Source organism: Nocardia sp. NPDC056564, assembly GCF_042793755.1.
In the GTDB taxonomy this organism is placed as follows: domain Bacteria; phylum Actinomycetota; class Actinomycetes; order Mycobacteriales; family Mycobacteriaceae; genus Nocardia.
Genome location: NZ_JBHTUR010000003.1, coordinates 532,381 through 550,974 on the forward strand (window position 1 = coordinate 532,381; position 18,594 = coordinate 550,974).

The 18,594-nt window shown below is 69.1% G+C and carries 17 protein-coding genes; 10 read left to right on the forward strand and 7 right to left on the reverse strand.

The window, feature by feature from the left end; translation table 11 throughout:
- Window positions 1-63 precede the first annotated feature (63 nt).
- Window positions 64-486 (forward strand): hypothetical protein, encoded by a 423-nt coding sequence (locus ACFQ9K_RS10240; RefSeq protein ID WP_378717696.1) that lies wholly within the window; start codon window positions 64-66, stop codon window positions 484-486.
- On the opposite strand, the gene ACFQ9K_RS10245 is transcribed toward ACFQ9K_RS10240, so the two are convergent.
- The 7 genes from ACFQ9K_RS10245 to ACFQ9K_RS10275 all read right to left on the reverse strand — a co-directional run bounded on the left by ACFQ9K_RS10245 (window position 448) and on the right by ACFQ9K_RS10275 (window position 6,309).
- On the reverse strand, window positions 448-1,842 hold the full coding sequence (locus ACFQ9K_RS10245; RefSeq protein WP_378717697.1) for an AMP-binding protein: 1,395 nt from the start codon (window positions 1,840-1,842) through the stop codon (window positions 448-450). The two genes, ACFQ9K_RS10240 and ACFQ9K_RS10245, sit on opposite strands and share 39 nt — an antisense overlap.
- Window positions 1,835-2,437, reverse strand: a complete 603-nt coding sequence (locus ACFQ9K_RS10250; protein ID WP_378717699.1) for an energy-coupling factor transporter transmembrane component T family protein — start codon at window positions 2,435-2,437, stop codon at window positions 1,835-1,837. The genes ACFQ9K_RS10245 and ACFQ9K_RS10250 overlap by 8 nt, the downstream gene beginning before the upstream one ends.
- On the reverse strand, window positions 2,434-3,114 hold the full coding sequence (locus tag ACFQ9K_RS10255; protein ID WP_378717700.1) for an energy-coupling factor ABC transporter ATP-binding protein: 681 nt from the start codon (window positions 3,112-3,114) through the stop codon (window positions 2,434-2,436). The genes ACFQ9K_RS10250 and ACFQ9K_RS10255 overlap by 4 nt, the downstream gene beginning before the upstream one ends.
- Window positions 3,111-4,238 carry a thiolase family protein gene (locus tag ACFQ9K_RS10260; RefSeq protein ID WP_378717701.1) on the reverse strand — a complete coding sequence of 376 codons (1,128 nt, stop codon included), beginning with the start codon at window positions 4,236-4,238 and terminating at the stop codon, window positions 3,111-3,113. Before ACFQ9K_RS10260 ends, ACFQ9K_RS10255 begins: the two co-directional genes overlap by 4 nt.
- Complete coding sequence (locus ACFQ9K_RS10265; RefSeq protein ID WP_378717702.1) at window positions 4,235-5,350, reverse strand: class I adenylate-forming enzyme family protein; 1,116 nt, start codon at window positions 5,348-5,350, stop codon at window positions 4,235-4,237. Before ACFQ9K_RS10265 ends, ACFQ9K_RS10260 begins: the two co-directional genes overlap by 4 nt.
- On the reverse strand, window positions 5,343-5,927 hold the full coding sequence (locus ACFQ9K_RS10270) for a biotin transporter BioY (protein ID WP_364734863.1): 585 nt from the start codon (window positions 5,925-5,927) through the stop codon (window positions 5,343-5,345). Before ACFQ9K_RS10270 ends, ACFQ9K_RS10265 begins: the two co-directional genes overlap by 8 nt.
- Before the next feature lie 100 nt (window positions 5,928-6,027).
- Window positions 6,028-6,309 carry a DUF2277 domain-containing protein gene (locus tag ACFQ9K_RS10275; RefSeq protein ID WP_150407324.1) on the reverse strand — a complete coding sequence of 94 codons (282 nt, stop codon included), beginning with the start codon at window positions 6,307-6,309 and terminating at the stop codon, window positions 6,028-6,030.
- 126 nt (window positions 6,310-6,435) lie between these two features.
- Between ACFQ9K_RS10275 and ACFQ9K_RS10280 the strand changes: the two genes are divergently transcribed.
- The 9 genes from ACFQ9K_RS10280 to ACFQ9K_RS10320 all read left to right on the forward strand — a co-directional run bounded on the left by ACFQ9K_RS10280 (window position 6,436) and on the right by ACFQ9K_RS10320 (window position 18,587).
- Complete coding sequence (locus tag ACFQ9K_RS10280; RefSeq protein ID WP_378717704.1) at window positions 6,436-7,824, forward strand: allophanate hydrolase; 1,389 nt, start codon at window positions 6,436-6,438, stop codon at window positions 7,822-7,824.
- Window positions 7,821-8,519, forward strand: coding sequence for a cysteine hydrolase family protein (locus ACFQ9K_RS10285; protein WP_378717706.1), 699 nt, complete (start codon window positions 7,821-7,823; stop codon window positions 8,517-8,519). The genes ACFQ9K_RS10280 and ACFQ9K_RS10285 overlap by 4 nt, the downstream gene beginning before the upstream one ends.
- A gap of 16 nt (window positions 8,520-8,535) precedes the next feature.
- Window positions 8,536-10,110, forward strand: a complete 1,575-nt coding sequence (locus tag ACFQ9K_RS10290; protein WP_378717708.1) for a regulator — start codon at window positions 8,536-8,538, stop codon at window positions 10,108-10,110.
- Between the two features lie 401 nt (window positions 10,111-10,511).
- The gene (locus ACFQ9K_RS10295) at window positions 10,512-11,930 is read left to right on the forward strand and encodes a family 2B encapsulin nanocompartment shell protein (RefSeq protein ID WP_378983068.1); all 1,419 of its coding nucleotides are present in this window, start codon (window positions 10,512-10,514) and stop codon (window positions 11,928-11,930) included.
- A gap of 133 nt (window positions 11,931-12,063) precedes the next feature.
- The gene (locus ACFQ9K_RS10300; protein WP_378724489.1) at window positions 12,064-13,086 is read left to right on the forward strand and encodes a polyprenyl synthetase family protein; all 1,023 of its coding nucleotides are present in this window, start codon (window positions 12,064-12,066) and stop codon (window positions 13,084-13,086) included.
- Between the two features lie 28 nt (window positions 13,087-13,114).
- Entirely contained in the window at window positions 13,115-15,421 is a 2,307-nt protein-coding gene (locus ACFQ9K_RS10305; RefSeq protein WP_378724487.1) for a germacradienol/geosmin synthase, read from the forward strand.
- Window positions 15,418-16,371 (forward strand): 4-hydroxy-3-methylbut-2-enyl diphosphate reductase, encoded by a 954-nt coding sequence (ispH, locus tag ACFQ9K_RS10310; RefSeq protein WP_378724484.1) that lies wholly within the window; start codon window positions 15,418-15,420, stop codon window positions 16,369-16,371. The genes ACFQ9K_RS10305 and ispH overlap by 4 nt, the downstream gene beginning before the upstream one ends.
- Window positions 16,372-16,404: 33 nt before the next feature.
- Window positions 16,405-17,514 (forward strand): flavodoxin-dependent (E)-4-hydroxy-3-methylbut-2-enyl-diphosphate synthase, encoded by a 1,110-nt coding sequence (gene ispG, locus ACFQ9K_RS10315; RefSeq protein WP_378724482.1) that lies wholly within the window; start codon window positions 16,405-16,407, stop codon window positions 17,512-17,514.
- Complete coding sequence (locus tag ACFQ9K_RS10320) at window positions 17,511-18,587, forward strand: polyprenyl synthetase family protein (RefSeq protein WP_378724479.1); 1,077 nt, start codon at window positions 17,511-17,513, stop codon at window positions 18,585-18,587. The genes ispG and ACFQ9K_RS10320 overlap by 4 nt, the downstream gene beginning before the upstream one ends.
- Window positions 18,588-18,594 lie beyond the last annotated feature (7 nt).

Genomic DNA, 18,594 nt, shown 5'->3' on the forward strand with positions numbered 1-18,594 from the left:
AATCTGTACTGTTACCCCGAGTACGCTCGAGCGGTCCGTCGCGTCGGAATGGAGGAGGGTGCGATGCCGCCGATGCTGGCGCAAACCCTGACGCGGCTCGGCGCGGTCGACGATCGAACGGTCTTCGACCGATTGGTGGCGCGAGTCGGCGGGCTGCCTGCCGTGCGGCAACTGCTCAGAGCCGCGGATACGGTCCTGGACGTGAGCGAACTCGAATCGGAGACGGTTCGACAGTGGCTGCGCGCGTTGCCGATCGCCGAATCCGAGTGGGTCGCGGTCGCATGGCCTGCCGACGCCATCACGGTTCGCGTGCGGTTCGATCGGTTCACCGACCGCTTCGACGATCTCTGGTACCCGGCGCAGGACGATGTCGTGATCGTGGCCGAGCGGCCCGGCGCCGTTGACGTCCTCGTGCTCGATCATGAAGAGCACTTCGCCTATCGGGCACTACGCCCGCCGATTTCCTCGATCCCGCTCGAGCGCTGAGGCGAGGGCGGTGCGGTCGAGCTTTCCGCGCGGCGTGCGCGGGAGGCGGTCGAGCAGGAGGACCTGCACCGGGACACTCGGGCTGGGCAGGGTGGCGCGCAGGTGCCGCCAGATCTCGTCTATGTGCGGGGCGGTGGCGTCGACGACTATGGCGGCGGCGGGAGCCTCGCCCATTCGCGGGTCGGGGACGGCGACGCAGGCGGCCTCGGTGATGCCGGGCAGGGCGGTGAGCGCGGACTCGATGGCGGCGGGCTCCACGTTCAGGCCCGCGCGGATCAGCATCTCGCTGCTCCGGCCGAACAGGTGCAGTTCGTCGCCGAGGATTCGGCCCCGGTCCCCCACCGACATCCACCCGTCGACCGGGCCGTCGACGACGCCGCGTTCGGTGAGATAGCCGTCGAACAGCATGTCGCTGCGCACGAAGACGAGGCCGTCGCGGATGTCGACGTCGACGCCGTCGAACAGTTGGCCCGCCGAATTCTCGTCGGTGTCACCAGGTCCGCGGTCGAAGGAGACGAAGCTCAGCTCCGAGGCACCGTAGAAATGCACCAGGTCGGCGTTCGGCAGCACCTCCTGCAGCGCCTGCCTTCCCGTCCGCGGCCAGCGCGCCGCGGAGGACAGGACCTCGCGAACGCCGGGGAACGGGCCGGCCCCGGACCGGACCACGTCCCAGGCGATGGTCGGCACCGAATACAGTTGTGTCGCACCGGCTTCGAGCGATTCCACCACGGGACGGAGGTCGACCGTCGCGCCTCGGGTCAGCGCATGCAGTGCGCCGTAGAGGAAGTAGGTGTGGTCGAGCACTCCCGGCGTCGAAACGAGGTCCCCTGGCCCGATATCGAAGGTGGCGTCGGAGCGGTCCAGGGTGGTGGCCCACGATCGCTGGTCGCGGACGAAGAGTTTCGGCTCGCCCGTGGTGCCGGAGGTGATGCCGACCAGCAGCTCGGCGTCGGGCACCGCGCGGCTCGCCCGGCCGTCGGATTCCAGCTCGGCGGCGGTCTGAATCGTGCCGTCGTAGCCCATCTTCCGGAGCCTGCGGTGCTGTGGGGTGGACGCGACCACGGCACCCGGTTTCGCCAGGCCGAGGACGCGAGCCAGCTGCTCGGGCAGCAGATGCCGGTGCAGCAGGACGATACTGCTGCCCGCGTGCATGGCCGCGGTCACCGTGACCAGTGATTCGATGTCCGAAGTCGGCAGCACCGCAACGCGATCCATGCCGCCGAGCCCGGCGGCGGTGCGGCCGACGCGGAACCAGAATTCGCGATAGCCGATGCGTTCACGGGCGGCGACGATGGCGGGCGAGTCCGGGGATTCGGTGACGCGGCGGGCGATGCGTTCGGCAGGCAGCTCAGTCATCGTCGACTCCTCTCGCCGCGAGGGCGTCGCCCATCGCATCGGCGGTACGCAGCGCACGTACCAGTACCGGCGTCGCGAGCGCGGTCATCGACCATTGCAGGCCGCGCGCCCGGCGCGCCTCCGCGACATCGTGCACGATTCCGGCCAGCAGGGGAACACACCGGATAGCAAGCGCCAGAAGCAAACCGACGCGATCCGGGTCGACGCCGAACCTGCGCAGCGGACCGAGCGCGCGCGTCACCGTGTCGAGCAGGTCGGTCACCCGGGTGGTGAGCGTGACCAGCGCGGCGAGCGCCACCGAGATCAGCAGCACGCCGCACACCACGACGGCTCGCGCGGGCGAGGTGATCAGCACCTGGAAGACCGCGATGATCAGCAGCATCCACACCAGCGGACGCAGTTGCGCCACCGCCACTCCGACCGGAATACGCGCCAGCGCGAACAATCCGGCCACCACCGCACCGACCACGCCGACCTCGATCGGGGTGCGCACGAACACCGTTGCCGCCACGATCGACCCGATCAGCAGCACCACTTTCGCCCCGGCGGGCATTCGGTGCACCGGCGAGTCGCCGGGACGGTAGAGCCCGATCATTCGACCAGCTCCCGGTAGGCGGGGACGGCGGCGGCGGGCGTGCCGTCGAACGCCACCAGCCCGTCATCGATCACGATGACCCGGTCGAAACCGTCCAGCAGCGCGAGCTGATGGGTCACGACGATCACCTGCTGGTCCAGCGCGTCCAGCGCGTCGGCGACCACTCGGGCGTTGCGCAGATCCAGCAGGGTGGTCGGCTCGTCGGCGATGATCACCTCGGGCCTGCGGATGAGGACCGCGCCGATGGCGAGCAGCTGCTTCTGCCCGCCGGAGAGCAGATGCGAGGGATGGTCGCCGTGCTCGTGCAGCCGGAACCTGATCAACATCTCCTCGACCCGCGCCGCGACCTCCTGCTTGCTCAAACCCGTTCTGCGCAAAGAGAAAGCGAGGTCCTCGGCGACCGTCGGCATGACGATCTGGGTGTCCGGGTCGGTGAACACGAAGCCGACCTTGCGTCGCACCTGCCCACCCTTGCGCGCCGCGTCGAGGCCATCGACCGTGACGGTGCCCGACGTCGGCGCCAGCAACCCGTTGATCATCCGCGCGAGCGTCGACTTGCCCGAACCGTTCGCGCCGATGATTCCGACCCGACGCTCGGTGATCCGAAGGTCGATGCCGCGCAATACCTTTCGATCGCCGAAACTATGCATCACCGACGAGAAGACGATCTCGCTCACGACACACGCTCCACCAGCATCGCCACACCCTGCCCACCGCCGATGGCACACGCGGCGAGCCCGAGCGCGGGTCCGTCCGGGCGCAACATCTGACTCGCCAACCGCACCAGCAAGATCGCTCCCGACGCGCCCCACGGATGCCCCATCGCGATCGCCCCACCCTGCGGGCAGATCGTCGATTCGTCCAACCCGAGCTCGTCCGACACCGCGAGCACCACCGACGCGAAGGCCTCGGTGATCTCCACGATGCCCAGCTCCGCCGCGTCGACTCCGGTGCGCCGCAACAGCTTCCGGATGGCGGGAACCGGCCCGAGCCCCGGATACGCGGGGTCGGAACCGGCGACCGCCGACCCGAGCACCCGCAACGCGGGCAACCCACCGGCCAGCGACTCGGTGGTCACCGCCACCACCGCAGCTCCGTCGGAGATACCGCACGAGTTGCCCGCCGTCGCCGTCCCGTCGGCCCCGAAGCTGGGGCGCAGCCGCGCGAGCCGCGCCTCGGTCAGCCCCGCCCGGATACGCTCGTCGCGGCACACCTCCCCGATCGGCACGATCTCCGCCGAAAAGTCCGTCGCCGCGGCAAGATTGTGCGAACGCGCCGCATAGGCGTCCTGTCGCTCTCGGCTGATCCCACGGGCGCGCGCCAGATCGTCCGCCGCGACCCCCATGTCGGGATCCGGAAAGCCGTGCGGCGCAAAGGGAGCGCGGGTGTACCGCACCGGATCGGCGCCCGCGACCGGTGGCCAGAACCGCCACGGCGCGGTGCTCGCCGACTCGACCCCGCCCGCGAGAATCAGCTCGTCTCCCCCGCTGCGCACGCGCAGCGCCGCCTGCATCACCGCGTCCAGCCCGGACCCGCACTGCCGATCCACCGTGACCCCGGGAACCTCGACCCCGAAGCCGGCCGCCAACGCCGCGTTCCGGGCCGGATCCCCGCCGGGCCCCAGACAATTGCCGAGCACGACATCGTCCACCTCGGCCTCGATACCCGCGCCGCGCAACGTCGACAACACCTCGCGCAATACCGGCGCGGCCAGATCGGTGGTGGTCAACTCCGCGAACCCGTGCCCGGCATTGCCGATCGGCGTTCGACGCGGCGCTACCAGCACGGGAACCGAGTTCATGCCAGCAAGTCTTTCAGCTGCCCCCGAGCCACCTTTCCACTGGCGGTCCGGGGCAGCGCCGGCAGCGGCACCCAGCGCCGTGGCATCGCCTCTTTCAGCAGCAGTCCACGCGCCTGCGCCCGCACCGCGTCGAGCCCGACTCCGTCGAGTTGCACTGCGGCCGTGACGATCTCACCGAACACCGCGTGCGGCGACCCGACCACCGCCACGGCGGCGACCCCGTCGAGCGACCCGAGCACGCGCTCGACATCCTCGGCGACCACGGTGGTGCCGCCGACATTGATCGCGGATTCGCCCCGCCCGCGCACGACGAGTTCCCGGTCCGGACCGAGTTCGGCCAGATCACCGACGCCGAACCAGTCGGGAGCCCCGAGCACGCGGTAGGGGGTCCGCACGTAGAGCAAGCCCGCGCGAACGTCGGCATCGACCTCGTCCAGCAGCCGAAGCGGCTCCGGCACCCGCCGGGCCGCGACGAGCGAAACCTCCGCCGACCCGTAGTACTCGACAATCGAGAGGCCGTCGGCCGCCAGCCGCGCACCGTCGTCCAGCGCGATGCCCGCGACGATCGCCGTCCGCAGCCTCGGCGCCCGCGCGACCACCTCGCGCAGCACAGCGGGCACCGCGTGCACGACCGTGGCCCGCGCCGGATCGTCGGTCACGCACGCGCCCAGCCACAGCGCGTGCAGCGCGCCGAACAGATGCATGGTCGCGTGCAAGGGCCCGGTGATGAGCACCCGGTCCGTCGCCGCGACGCCCGTGATGGCGGTGAACGCCGGAAAACTGTCGTACCAGGAGGCGGCGGTGCGGGCCAGCGGCCGTGGGCGTCCGGTCGACCCTGATGTCGTCACCAGCAGGAACGCGGACTCCGGAAGCTCCGGCCGAGCCGGGCGCGCCGCCGGATTCTCCACGAGCACCGGCACGCCCCGCCGAGCCGCCGCACACACGCAGATCAACGCATCCGCGACCGACAGCGCCGACGCGTCGTACACGGCCGCGGTGTCCCGCTCGATCCACTCGTCGATCGCCCGGTCGAGTTCGCCGTAACTGTAAGCGCGGCCGCCCCATTCGATGGCCGGCTGCGCGCCGGATCCACCGAGTTCCGGACTACGCACGAATCAGCCCGGGATACGCGCGGTGCACGCCCTTGGCGACCACCGTCGCGACCACCACCTTGGCCAGGTCGCCGGGAATGAACGCGAAGTTGGTGCTGACCGCGTGCGCGACGTCCAGATCGGTGCGCAGCAGCAGCCCGAGCGTGCCGAAGAGGTAGATGACCAGGATCCCGCCGAGCGCGTTGATCAGCAGGCCGAGCACCAGCGGGTACTTGGGCAGGATCCGGGCGGTGAGCAGGCCGATGACCAGCGCGGCAGGCGCCCAGCCGACGAGGTATCCGGCGCTCGGCCCGGCCATCGCGGTCAGACCCGTGCGCCCACCCGAGAGCAGCGGCAATCCGATCAACGTCAGCGCGAGGAACACCAGCACCGCGGCCGTGCCCTTGCGCGCACCGAGCACCGCACCGGCCAGGATGACGCCGAGCGTCTGCACCGTGATCGGCACGCCGCTGAATCCGACCGTGATCGCGCCCGGCAGTCCCATCGCCGCGATCAGCGCGGCGAAGACCGCTACCTGCGCGATGTCCCGCGCGGAAAAGGCAACTCTCGAACGACGAGAGTTCTCGACACCGTCCACGACGACTTCCTCCAACGACCAGCTTGAACGACGTTCAAGATAGCAGGCCGCACGTTCGCCGAACGCACCCGCGCACAGCGACCGATGCCGAGGCAGACGGCTAGTCGTGCGAGTGCGCCCTGGCCTGGATCCGCGCCTGCACCTCGGGCCTGCGCAGCGGCGGCACCGACTTCGGCGGCACCTTGCGATCCGGCAGCTGATCCAGCAGGCGGGTGGTGATCGCGGCGATGTCGGCGACCGCCGCGTCGACCGCGGGCTGGGTGGCGGCCGAGATGCTCGACAACCCGCCGACCTTACGAACGTATTGCAGCGCGGCGGCCTGGATCTCCTCCGGCGTCGCCGCGGGCTCCAGCCCCCGCAGGGCAGTGATGTTTCGGCACATACCCCGAGGCTAATCCGCCGCACCGACACAGTGCAGTGCGTCGGCCACGCACACCGCCCGGAATACCTAACACAGCGGATACATTGCGAAGCCGTCCGCTTCACACGTGCTGCCGACAATCGACAAATGCGAAATCCAGGGCCCACCGTCGCGGAGATTCTCGCCTCGCACGCAGGCGGCAGCGGCTCGCCGAGCAGCACGGCGGCGCGGGTCGCGGATGCCATCGAGGCCCGTGGCGCCGACGGCACCTGGATCACCCCGGTTCCGCGGGCGGAACTGCTGGCCGCCGCCGCGGAACTCGAGCGGCGCCCCGGCGCCCGGACCCTTCCGCTGTACGGCGTGCCGTTCGGGGTCAAGGACAGCATCGACGTCGCGGGCAGGCCGACCACGCTGGCCTGCCCCGACTTCGCCTATATCGCCACCGAGACCGCGCCCGCGGTACAGCGCCTGCTCGACGCGGGCGCGCTGTATGTCGGCAAGACGAACCTCGACCAGTTCGCCACCGGCCTGAACGGGACCAGGACGCCGTATCCGATGCCACGCAGCGTCTTCGGCGGCGACCTGATCTCGGGCGGCTCCAGTTCGGGTTCCGCGCTGGCCGTCGCGCTCGGCCAGGTGCCGTTCTGCGTCGCCACCGACACCGCGGGCTCGGGCCGGGTTCCGGCCGCGCTCAACGGAATCCTCGGTTGGAAGCCGTCGCGCGGACTGATCAGCACGGTCGGGCTCGTGCCCGCGTGCAAGTCGCTCGACTGCCTGACGCTGATGGCGACGCGGATCGAAGACCTCGACCGGGTGTTCGCGGTGATCGCCGCCCCGGATCCGGCCGATCCGTGGAGCCGCTCGCGCGGCGAACGGCACCGCGGCGGGCCCATCCGGGTGGGACTGCCGGCCGAGTCGGAGCTGGAATTCTTCGGCGACGAGGCCTTCCGCACCGCCCACCTCGGCGTGCGCGACCGACTGCACGGACTCGGATTCGACTGCGTACCAACCACACTGACGCCGTTCCTGGACGCGGGCGCGCTGCTGTACCAGGGCCCGTGGGTGGCCGAGCGGCTCGTCGAGTTCGGCGACTTCCTGGCCGAGCACCCCGCGTCGATCCTGCCGGTCGTCCGAGAGATCCTCACCGGTGGTTACGCATTCAACGCCGTCGATGTGTTCCGCGCCCAGCAGCGCCTACAGGAACTGCGCGCCGCGGTGGCCCGGATGTGGACCGACTACGACGTCATCGTCGTTCCGACGATCGGCACCACCTGCACGATCGGTCAGGTGCTCGCCGACCCCATCGACACCAACACCATGCTGGGTCACTACACCCATTTCGGGAACCTGCTCGACCTCACCGCCATCGCGGTACCGGTGGGCACGACCTCGGACGCCCGCCCCGTCTCGGCGATGGTCTTCGGACCCGCGCTCGCCGACGACACGGTGCTCGCGGCGGCCGCCCGAATCCTCGACGAGCCGCGCCTGGCCGAGGCGCACCTGGATATCCGGCTCGTACAGAAAGAACGAAGATGACCGCAGTACAACGCATTCCGGCCCAACCGACACCATTCGTGCTCGACCCGCACACCACCGCCCTGCTCGTGATCGACATGCAACGCGACTTCCTGCTGCCCGGCGGATTCGGCGAAAGCCTCGGCAACGACGTCGCACTGCTCCGGACCGTGATCGACCCACTGGCCCGGCTACTCGCGGCGGCCCGCGCGGCGGGCATCGCGGTGATCCACACCCGCGAGGGCCACCTACCCGACCTGTCCGACTGCCCACCGGCAAAACTCCAGCGAGGCAACCCGACTCAGCGCATCGGCGATCCCGGCCGGTTCGGGCGCATCCTCATCCGCGGCGAGTACGGCCACGACATCATCGACGAATTGTCCCCGCTGGCCGGCGAAGTGGTGATCGACAAGCCGGGCAAGGGCGCGTTCTACGCCACCGATCTCGCGTCGGTTCTGCAGGCGAACTCGATCGAATCGCTGCTGGTCACCGGCGTCACCACCGAGGTGTGCGTGCACACGACGGTGCGCGAGGCGAACGACCGCGGCTACGACTGCCTCGTTGTCTCCGATTGTGTCGGTTCGTATTTCCCGGACTTCCAGCGGGCCGGGCTGGCGATGATCGCCGCGCAGGGCGGCATCTTCGGCTGGGTCGCCGATTCCGCCCCGGTCATCGGCGCACTCGAGTCCGCGGCCGCCGCGAACACCCCGGCCTAGCGAACAGGAACCACCGATGTCCGTCGATACGAATATCACCGACGCAACCGAACCCGCTGCCCCGCTCGACCTCCCGTGGTGGACACGCGGCGACACCAACGCCTTCTTCGGGCTCGCCTTCAACATCCTGGTGAACGTGCTCACGCTCACCACCCTGTCCATCGCGGTGGTCAAGATCCCCAGCGGCGATGTACTCGGCACCGTGCTACCCGCGCTGGGCGTCGCCTTGGTGCTCGGCAACCTCTACTACATGCTGCTGGCCCGCCGCCTCGCTCGGCGCGAAGGGCGCGCGACGGTGACCGCGCTGCCCTACGGCCCCAGCGTGCCGCACATGTTCATCGTCGTGTTCGTGGTCATGCTGCCGATCTATCTGAAAACCGGTGACCCCGTGCAGGCTTGGGCCGCGGGGCTCGCCTGGGCGTTCATGATCGGCGTCATCGTGATGATCGGCGCGTTCGTCGGTCCGTTCATCCGCGCGATCACCCCGAGGGCCGCCATGCTCGGCACCCTGGCCGGCATCTCCATCACCTTCATCGCCATGCGGCCCGCCGCGCAGATGTGGGAGGCGGCGTGGATCGGGTTGCCGGTGCTGGCCATCATCCTGATCGGCTTCTTCACCGATGTGAAGCTGCCCGGCAACATTCCGGTCGGCCTGGTCGCGCTGCTGGTCGGCACCGCGATCGGCTGGATCGGCGGTTACCTGTCGGCGCCGGATGTCTCGAAGGCCGCGCACGATATCGCGCTCGGCCTGCCGGACTTGCGGATCGGTCTGCTGTTCGACGGACTGGGCAACCTTGCCCCGCTGCTCGCGACGGCAATCCCGCTCGGCGTCTACAACTTCACCGAGGCGATGAGCAATGTGGAGAGCGCCGCGGCGGCCGGCGACAACTACAACCTGCGCAGCGTGCTGCTGGCGGACGGCTTCGGCGCGATCATCGGGTCCGGCTTCGGCTCCCCGTTCCCACCAGCGGTCTACATCGGCCATCCCGGCTGGAAGGACGCGGGCGGCCGGACCGGCTACTCGCTGGCCAGCGGCGCGGTGATCGGATTGATGTGCCTGCTCGGGCTTTTCGGGCTGCTCGCCACCGTGCTGCCGATCCCGGCCATCGTGCCGATCCTGCTCTATATCGGGCTGCTGATCGGGGCCCAGGCGTTCCAGGCGGTGCCGCGACTGCACGCGGTCGCGGTCGTCGCGGCGCTGCTGCCGAATCTCGCGGAGTGGGCGGTCGGTTTGATCGACAACGCGCTCAGCGCGGCGGGCACCTCGGCGGACAAGGTCGGCGCGGACGCGCTCGGCCAGGCCGGAGTGGTCTACGACGGCCTGAAAACCCTCGGTTCCGGCGCGGTGCTGGCCGGGCTCGTGCTCGGCGCCACGGTGACCTTCGTGCTCGAAAAGCGCTTTGTCGCTGCGGCACTCGCCGCGCTGGTCGGTGCGGTACTGAGCTGGATCGGATTGATCCACGCCGCCGAGGTGGACTGGGCGGCCGCGCCACAGGTCGCGCTGGGGTATCTGTTCTTCGGGGTGGTCTGTCTCGGCTACTCGTTGTTGCGCACCACCGGTGAACCCGCCGAGGAGCAGGCCACCGAGTAGTCCGCGCGGCAGGTAGCCAGCCGAGGAACGGCGTCACCCACCCGGGTGGCGCCGTTCCGCTGTGTGGCCGGAAGATAGCCACCCGCCCGTGAATTCGCTCAGGTTTTGCCTATCCACATCAAGGTGTTATCGACCGTTGTCCCAATCGAACACGTGTCGTAACCATCCTAATAATAACGACTAATATTTGAAATTTACGTGCGCCCAACAGGTTCCGCGACTTAAGATCGACATCGCCTCAAATGCTCTGTCATATAGCAACATTCGTTCGAGCGCTCTGTTACGCGGGCTACTCGCAGCCAGTCGACCCGCTGTGCACAACCACCGAATCTGAACGATCACCTATTCGGACATTCCAACGTCGGCCGTCCGGGGTGACCATTTCGAGGTGAGGATCAAATATGACAATCGAAATGCCGGTCTCCACCGAGACCAATGGTAACGGTAACGGCCGGAAGAGCCTCAGTACCGCGGCCGCCCACAAGTTGGCGACCACCACCAAATCCGAACCCCAGATGCAGGGGATCAGCTCGCGCTGGCTGACCAGGATGCTGCCGTGGACGCAGGTCAACGGTGGTGTCTACCGGGTGAACCGCCGACTCACCCACACCCTCGGCAACGGCGAGATCGAGTTCGTGATCGAAGGCTCGCAGGCCAGGGTCATTCCCCAGGAACTGCGCGAACTGCGTGCCCTGCACAACGTCGACGACGACGACATCCTGCGCGCACTGGCGGATCGTTTCGAGCAGCGCGACCTCGAACCTGGCACGGTCATCGCCGAATTCGGCAACGAGATGAATCAGATCGTTTTGATCGTGCACGGTAAATTGGCCAAGATCGGTTCCGGCGAATACGGCGAGCAGACCATGCTCGGCCTGCTGGCCGGCGGCAACTTCTTCGGCGACGAATGCATCACCGACCCGTCCGCCATTTGGCCGGTCACGGTCAAGGCGGTCACCAAGACCACCACGCTGGTCATGCCGAGACAGGCGCTGGACGAGGTGCTGGACAACGCGCCGGCACTCCGCGAGCAACTCTCCCGGGTCACCGCCGCGGCCGCACGACCACAGAACAAACAGGGCGAGGCCGCGATCGAGATCCTTTCGGGCCACGAGGGTGAGCCCCAGTTGGACGGCACCTTCGTCGATTACGACGCCAGCCCCCGGGAATACGAACTGAGCTTGGCGCAGAGCGTGCTTCGCGTGCACACCCGCGTCGCCGATCTGTTCAACGACCCGATGAACCAGACCCAGCAGCAGTTGCGGCTGACCATCGAGGCGCTCTACGAACGCCGCGAGCACGACCTGGTCAACAGCCCCGACTTCGGACTGCTGCACAACTGCGACCTCAAGCAGCGCATCTACACCGAGTCCGGCCCGCCCACCCCGGACGACATGGACGAGCTGCTCAGCATGCGGCGCAGCACGAAACTCTTTCTGGCACACCCGAAAGCGATCGCCGCGTTCGGCCGCGAATGCAGCAGGCGCGGCCTGTACCCGGACCCGGTCGACGTCGACGGACACCGCGTACCCGCCTGGCGCGGCGTACCGATCTTCCCCTGCGGCAAGATTCCGGTCAGCGGCACGCAGACCACGTCGATCCTCGCCATGCGCCTCGGCGAGAAGGATCAGGGCGTGATCGGCCTGCACCAGACCGGCCTGCCCGACGAATACGAGCCGAGCCTCAACGTCCGCTTCAAGGGCATCGACGACCAGTCCATCATCTCCTACCTGGTGAGCTGCTATTACTCGGCGGCGATCCTGGTCCCCGACGCGCTCGGCATCCTCGACAACGTCCTCGTCGCACGCCAGACCGACTGACCGGGACCCTCAGCGACCTCGATGTCTTCGACGCCGCGGCGGCACCGAAATACCAAGCGGCCGCGGCGTTCCCAGGTCCTCGGCGACCGGGTTCCCCGGCGCCGGGACCCCGCTAGGGAAGGTGTATGTGCTGATGGTCGAGAGCACCTCGGCGGCGACCAGCCACCGGGCCACAGAGATCCTGGCCAGCGCCCGCGCCATGTGCGATCCGGTGCTGCGCGAGGCAGTTTCGTCACTACCCGAGCCGCTGTGCCGGATGGGCGGCTACCACCTCGGTTGGTGGGACGCCGAGGGCACCGCGACCCCGCAGCCCGGCGGCAAGGCGCTGCGGCCCGCGTTGACCGTCTGCGCGGCCGTCGCCTGCGGTAGCACCCCGCAAGCCGCGCTCGCCGCCGCGGCCGCGGTGGAACTGGTACACAATTTCACGCTCCTGCACGACGACGTGATGGACGCCGATCGGCTCCGGCGCGGTAGGCCCGCCGTGTGGGCGGTGTGGGGCATCCCCGACGCGATGTTGCTCGGTGACGCGCTGCACGCCCTGGCCTGCCGAATCCTGGTGACCGGCTTGCCCGGCCGGACGGCGACGGCGGCCGTGGCGCGGCTGGAATCGGCGGTCATCGAGATGTGTCACGGCCAGCACAAGGACTGCCGCTTCCGCTCCGGTGGGCACGTCGACGTCGAGGAATACGCGCGGATGGCGATGGGCAAGACCGGCGCGCTGATGGGTTGCGCGTGCGCGCTCGGGGCCGTGTGCGCGCGGGCGGATCTGGCCACCGTCGCGGCGATGGATACGTTCGGGCGGGAACTGGGCATGGCCTTCCAGTTCGTCGACGACCTGATCGGCATCTGGGGTGACCCGCAGGTCACCGGCAAACCGACGAGTGACCTTGCCCGCCACACGATGTCGCTGCCGGTGGTGTCGGCCTTGGATTCCGGCACCGCGGCGGCCGCCGAACTGGCGAGCATGTACGGCCGCGCTCCGGAATCGATGGATATCGCGCGGGCCGCCGCGCTGGTCGAGTCGGCCGGCGGACGGCAGCGCACCCAGCGGCTCGCCGAGAACCGGGTGCGCGCGGCCATCGCGGCATTGGCCGACCCCGCCGCGGCGGCAGACCTGATGGTGCTGGCCGGCCTGGTTTCGCACCGGAACCACTGAGCCGCGAGTTCGACCGTGAGGAGATGACATGCAGCCCTTCGAACTTCCCGATTTCTACATGCCATACCCGGCCAGGCTCAACCCGCACGTGGACACCGCCCGCGCGCACACCCGGATCTGGGCCGAGGACATGGGCTTCTTCGAACCCCAGGAGGGACACCACATCTGGGACGAGGACGACCTGGAGCGGCACGACTACGGCCTGCTGTGCGCCTACACCCATCCCGAATGCGACAGCGCGGAATTGTCGCTCATTACCGACTGGTATGTGTGGGTGTTCTATTTCGACGATCACTTCCTCGAATTGTTCAAGCGGACAAGGGATACCGAAGGCGCGCGGACCTATCTGGAACACCTGCGCGATTTCCTGCCACTGGCCGGCGGACCGATGCCGGAGCCGACGAATCCGGTCGAGCGCGGGCTCGCCGACCTGTGGGTGCGGACCGTGCCCACCATGCCGATGGACTGGCGGCAGCGCTTCGTCGCGACAACCACCGCGCTGCTGGAGGAGTCGCGGTGGGAGCTGACCAACATCACCGAGGGCCGGATCGCGAATCCGATCGAATACATCGAGATGCGGCGCAAGGTCGGCGGCGCACCCTGGTCGGCGAATCTGGTGGAACACGCGGTCGGCGCGGCGATTCCGGCCGCGCTCGCCGCGACCCGGCCGCTGGAGGTGCTGCGCGACACCTTCTCCGACGCCGTGCACCTGCGCAACGACATCTTCTCCTATGAGCGCGAGGTCCGGCAGGAGGGCGAGAACGCCAACGGAATCCTGGTGGTGGAGCGGTTTTTCGGGTACGAGACCCAGCGCGCCGCCGACGTGGTCAACGATCTGCTGACCTCCCGCTTGCAGCAGTTCGAGCACACGGCGCTCACCGAACTGCCGATGCTGTTCGCCGAGTACGCGGTCGCTCCGCAGGACCAGGCCGCGGTCGTCGCCTACGCGAAAGGCTTACAGGACTGGCAATCCGGCGGGCACGAGTGGCACATGCGGTCGAGCAGATACATGAACAAGGGCGGATCGACCGCGAGCGATCCGTTGCCCCGGTTGTTCAAGCCGGTCGGGCTCGGCAGCTCCGCGGTGTATCTGTTCGCCCCTACGCAGGCCCTCGGGGCGGGCCGGGCGAAGAGCTTCCTGCGTCCCCGGTTCGAGGACGTCGGCCCGACCAAGCTGCCGGACTTCTACCTGCCCTACGCGTTGCGGTTGAGTCCGCACCTCGACACGGCGCGCGAGAACCTGACGGCTTGGGGCAAGCAGGTGGGCTTCCACGCCCCGGTGCCGGAACTGGGTGGTCGCCCGCTGTGGCGGCCGGTGGATCTGGCGGAGTTCGACTTCGCCCTCTGCTCGGCGGGATTGGATCCGGACGCCACCCCCGCCGAACTGGATCTGTCGGCGAACTGGCTGGCCTGGGGCACCTATGTCGACGACTACTACCCGCAGGTGTTCGGTCGGCGCAAGGACATCGTCGCGGCGAAGTTGCAGGGCAAACGCTTCGCGGCATTCATGCCGCTGGATGCGGCGGCGGTCCCGCCGGCCGCCAACGCGATGGAACGCGCTCTCGCCGACCTCTGGCCGCGGACCACCGCCCTTCTCGACGACGAGCAGAAACGCGAATTCCGCCGGTCCGTGATGGCGTTCCTGGAGAGCTCCGAATGGGAGGTGGCCAACGACATCGCCAATCGCATCCCCGATCCGGTCGACTATGTCGAAATGCGCCGCCGCACTTTCGGTTCGGATCTCACCATGGCGCTGTCCCGGTTCTCGCACGGGCAACTGGTCCCACCGGACGTCTATCGCACCCAGACGGTCCTGGACCTGGAACACACCGCCAGCGACTACGCCACCATGGTGAACGACCTGTTCTCGTATCAGAAGGAGACACGGTACGAGGGCGACTTCCACAACGCGGTCCGGGTCATGCAGAACTTCTTCGACTGCGACTCCGAAGCGGGCGTGGCCATCGTCAACGACCTGCTGACCGCCCGGATGCACCAGTTCGAGCGCATCGTCGGCAACGAATTGCCCGCCCTCTACGAGGAATACGAGCTCGGTCAGGACGTGCGCGATTCACTGGACCGGCGCGCGGTCGAACTCCAGGACTGGATGGCCGGAATCGTGCACTGGCACCGATCCTGCGGCCGCTATACGGAGGACCAACTCGAGGACCGCTATCGACCGGCGGCGCCGCCGGAAGAGGTTGTCGCCGAACGGGTTCCCCCGTCCGGACCGACGCCCTGCTTCATCCGGCCCACCGGCCTCGGCACCGGCGCCGCCCGCATCGACGGACCGCACCGCGTACCGGTCGACCTGGCGCACCCGGTATCGCCATGACCACCGCCCGCGCGAGAACCGTATTGCTCGCCGCGCCACGGTCTTTCTGCGCCGGCGTCGAGCGGGCCATCGACACGGTCGAACGATTACTGGCCGCACCGGATCGGGAAGAGCCGGTCTACGTGCGCAAGCAGATCGTGCACAACACGCACGTGGTCGCCGATCTGGCCGCGCGCGGTGCGGTGTTCGTCGAGGAACTCGACGAGGTACCGCCGGGCTCGACGGTCGTCTTCTCCGCGCACGGTGTCTCCCCCGCCGTGCACGAGCAGGCGAAGCGACGCGGGCTGACCGTGATCGACGCCACCTGTCCGCTGGTCACCAAAGTCCATGCGGAGGCACGGCGGTTCGCCGCCCGCGGCAACACCGTCGTGCTGATCGGCCACGCCGGGCACGAGGAGGTCGAGGGCACCGCCGGCGAGGCGCCCGAGGTGACCGTGGTGATCGACACCCCGGCCGAGGCCGCGGCGCTACAGGTTCCCGACGAAAGCCGGGTCGCCTACCTGACGCAGACCACCCTGTCGGTCGAGGAGGCCGAGGCGACCATTCAGGCACTGCGCGGGCGATTCCCGCGGTTGCGCGGCCCGAGCAGCGCCGACATCTGCTACGCCAGCACCAACCGGCAGGAGTCGGTCGAGGCGGTCGCGCGGCAGAGCGACCTGGTGCTTGTGCTCGGGTCGCGGAACTCGTCCAACTCCCAGCGGTTGGTGGAAGTCGCTCGGCGCCAGGGTGTTCCGGCCTACCTCATCGAGGACGCGGCGGCGATCTCGCCGGCGTGGATCGAGTCCGCGGACACCATCGGCCTGTCCGCGGGCGCCTCCGCGCCCGCGGTGCTCGTCGACGCGGTCGTCGAGGCCTTGCGCGCCTGGGGACCGCTCACCGTTCGGGAACACGTCACCGCGGTGGAGGACATCGCCTTCGCCCCGCCGCCCGACGTCCGGCGCCTGCCGTGACCACGGCCGCTGCCGACATTCAGAGAGGCCGCCATGACCAGCAGTGATCTCGGCCTGCCGACCGCACCTCCGCGCCACCGAACCCGCAGGCTCGATATCGGTGGCGTCCCGGTCGGCGGTGGCGCACCGATCTCCGTCCAGACCATGACCACCACGCGTACCGCCGATATCGACGGCACGCTGCAACAGATCGCCGAGGTCACCGCCGCGGGCTGCGACCTCGTCCGCGTCGCGGTGCCGACGGCCGAGGACGTGGCCGCGTTGCCGACCATCGTCGCGCGCTCCCCGCTGCCGGTGATCGCCGACATCCACTTCCAGCCGCGCTACGTCTTCGCCGCGATCGACGCGGGGTGCGCGGCGGTGCGGGTGAACCCCGGCAACATCAAGCAATTCGACGACCGGGTCGGCGAGATCGCGAAAGCGGCCGCGGCGGCGGGTGTGCCGATCCGGGTCGGGGTGAACGCGGGCTCGCTCGACCCGCGGGTGCTGGCCAAGCACGGCTCCGCCACCGCGGCGGCGCTGGTCGAATCGGCGCTGCGGGAGGCAGCGCTGTTCGAAGAGCACGGCTTCAGCGACCTCAAGATCGCGGTCAAGCACCACGATCCGCGCACCATGATCGCGGCGAATCGGCTACTCGCCCAACGCTGTGACTATCCGCTGCACCTCGGCGTCACCGAGGCCGGGCCGATGTTCCAGGGCACGATCAAATCGGCGGTCGCGTTCGCCATCCTGCTCGGCGAGGGGATCGGCGACACCATTCGCGTGTCCATCTCGGCGCCGCCGGTCGATCAGGTCAAGGCGGGCTGTCACATTCTGCAATCGCTCGGACTGCGGCCGCGGAAGCTGGAGATCGTCTCCTGCCCCGGCTGCGGCCGTCTTCAGGTCGATATTCACCGGCTGGCCGGGCAGGTGGAAGCGGCGTTCGAGGGGTTCCCGCATCCGCTGCGGATCGCGGTGATGGGCTGTGTGGTGAACGGCCCCGGCGAGGCCCGCGAGGCCGACCTCGGGGTCTCCTCCGGCAACGGCAAGGGGCAGATCTTCGTCCGGGGCAAGGTGATTCGCACCGTGCCCGAGCACCGCATCGTGGAAACGCTGCTGGCCGAGGCCGTCGCGCTGACCGACCCGGCGGAGGGGATCTCATGACCACCGCGCACGCCGAGCCGGCCACCCCGGTAGACCTGGCCGCCATCCGGACCAGGGTGGACGACACACTCGAACGCTTCCTACGGGACAAGGCCGCCGCCACCGGTCCCGCGCTACCCGGCGAACTCACCGAGACCGTGCTCGACTTTCTTTCCGCCGGCGGCAAGCGAATTCGCCCGCTGCTGTGCGTCCTCGGCTGGCACGCGGCGGGCGGCGGCATGCCCGTCCCGCAGTCGATCGTGCGGGCCGCGGCCTCGCTGGAACTCTTCCACGCCGCCGTGCTGATCCACGACGACATCATCGACAACAGCCACACCCGCCGCGATCACCCCACCGTGCATCGCGCGCTGGCCGACCGGTATCGGGATCGCCGCGAGCCCGACCGGTTCGGCGCGCACGCCGCCCTCGTGCTGGGTGACCTGGCGATGGTCTGGTCGGCCGAGTTGCTGCATACCGCGCAGCTGACCGCGACCCAGCTCACCGAGGCCCTCACGGTGCTCGACGGCATGCGCGCGGATGTCATGTACGGCCAGTATCTCGACCTGATCACCACCGCCCGCCCCTCCCGCGACCTGGGCCGCGCGCTCCAGATCATCCGGTACAAGACCGCGTCCTACACCTGCGAGCGCCCGCTGCAACTCGGCGCCGCCCTGGCCGGCGCGCACCGCGGGGTGCGGGAGGCACTCACCGCCTACGCGGCTCCGGTCGGCGAGGCCTTCCAGCTCCAGGACGATCTGCTCGGCGTCTACGGCGATCCCGCGAGCACCGGCAAGTCCGACCTGGAGGACCTGCGCGACGGCAAGCACACCGCGCTGGTCGCGCTGGCCCTCCAGCACGCGTCCCCCGCGCAGTCCGCGCAACTGCTCGACCTGCTCGGCAATCCCGAGCTCGACCCGCGGCAGGCCGAGACCTGCCGCGAGATCCTCACCACCACCGCACGACCCCGCGTCGAAGCGATGATTCGCACCCGCTGGGCGCAGGCCAACCGCGCCCTCGACGACGCACCCATCCCGGCCGCGGCCCGCCAAGCACTGCGTTACGTCGCAGACGTCGTCGTCTCGAGGAACACCTAGGTAGGAA

Excerpts from the sequence above, each read along its gene's own strand:
- ACFQ9K_RS10300 (WP_378724489.1), top strand. The coding sequence starts at position 12,064 with ATGGTCGAGAGCACCTCGGCGGCGACCAGCCACCGGGCCACAGAGATC.
- ACFQ9K_RS10320 (WP_378724479.1), top strand. The coding sequence starts at position 17,511 with ATGACCACCGCGCACGCCGAGCCGGCCACCCCGGTAGACCTGGCCGCC.
- ispH (WP_378724484.1), top strand. The coding sequence starts at position 15,418 with ATGACCACCGCCCGCGCGAGAACCGTATTGCTCGCCGCGCCACGGTCT.
- ACFQ9K_RS10275 (WP_150407324.1), bottom strand. The coding sequence starts at position 6,309 with ATGTGCCGAAACATCACTGCCCTGCGGGGGCTGGAGCCCGCGGCGACG.
- ACFQ9K_RS10285 (WP_378717706.1), top strand. The coding sequence starts at position 7,821 with ATGACCGCAGTACAACGCATTCCGGCCCAACCGACACCATTCGTGCTC.
- ACFQ9K_RS10280 (WP_378717704.1), top strand. The coding sequence starts at position 6,436 with ATGCGAAATCCAGGGCCCACCGTCGCGGAGATTCTCGCCTCGCACGCA.
- ACFQ9K_RS10290 (WP_378717708.1), top strand. The coding sequence starts at position 8,536 with ATGTCCGTCGATACGAATATCACCGACGCAACCGAACCCGCTGCCCCG.
- ACFQ9K_RS10295 (WP_378983068.1), top strand. The coding sequence starts at position 10,512 with ATGACAATCGAAATGCCGGTCTCCACCGAGACCAATGGTAACGGTAAC.
- ispG (WP_378724482.1), top strand. The coding sequence starts at position 16,405 with ATGACCAGCAGTGATCTCGGCCTGCCGACCGCACCTCCGCGCCACCGA.
- ACFQ9K_RS10250 (WP_378717699.1), bottom strand. The coding sequence starts at position 2,437 with ATGATCGGGCTCTACCGTCCCGGCGACTCGCCGGTGCACCGAATGCCC.
- ACFQ9K_RS10305 (WP_378724487.1), top strand. The coding sequence starts at position 13,115 with ATGCAGCCCTTCGAACTTCCCGATTTCTACATGCCATACCCGGCCAGG.
- ACFQ9K_RS10260 (WP_378717701.1), bottom strand. The coding sequence starts at position 4,238 with ATGAACTCGGTTCCCGTGCTGGTAGCGCCGCGTCGAACGCCGATCGGC.
- ACFQ9K_RS10245 (WP_378717697.1), bottom strand. The coding sequence starts at position 1,842 with ATGACTGAGCTGCCTGCCGAACGCATCGCCCGCCGCGTCACCGAATCC.
- ACFQ9K_RS10240 (WP_378717696.1), top strand. The coding sequence starts at position 64 with ATGCCGCCGATGCTGGCGCAAACCCTGACGCGGCTCGGCGCGGTCGAC.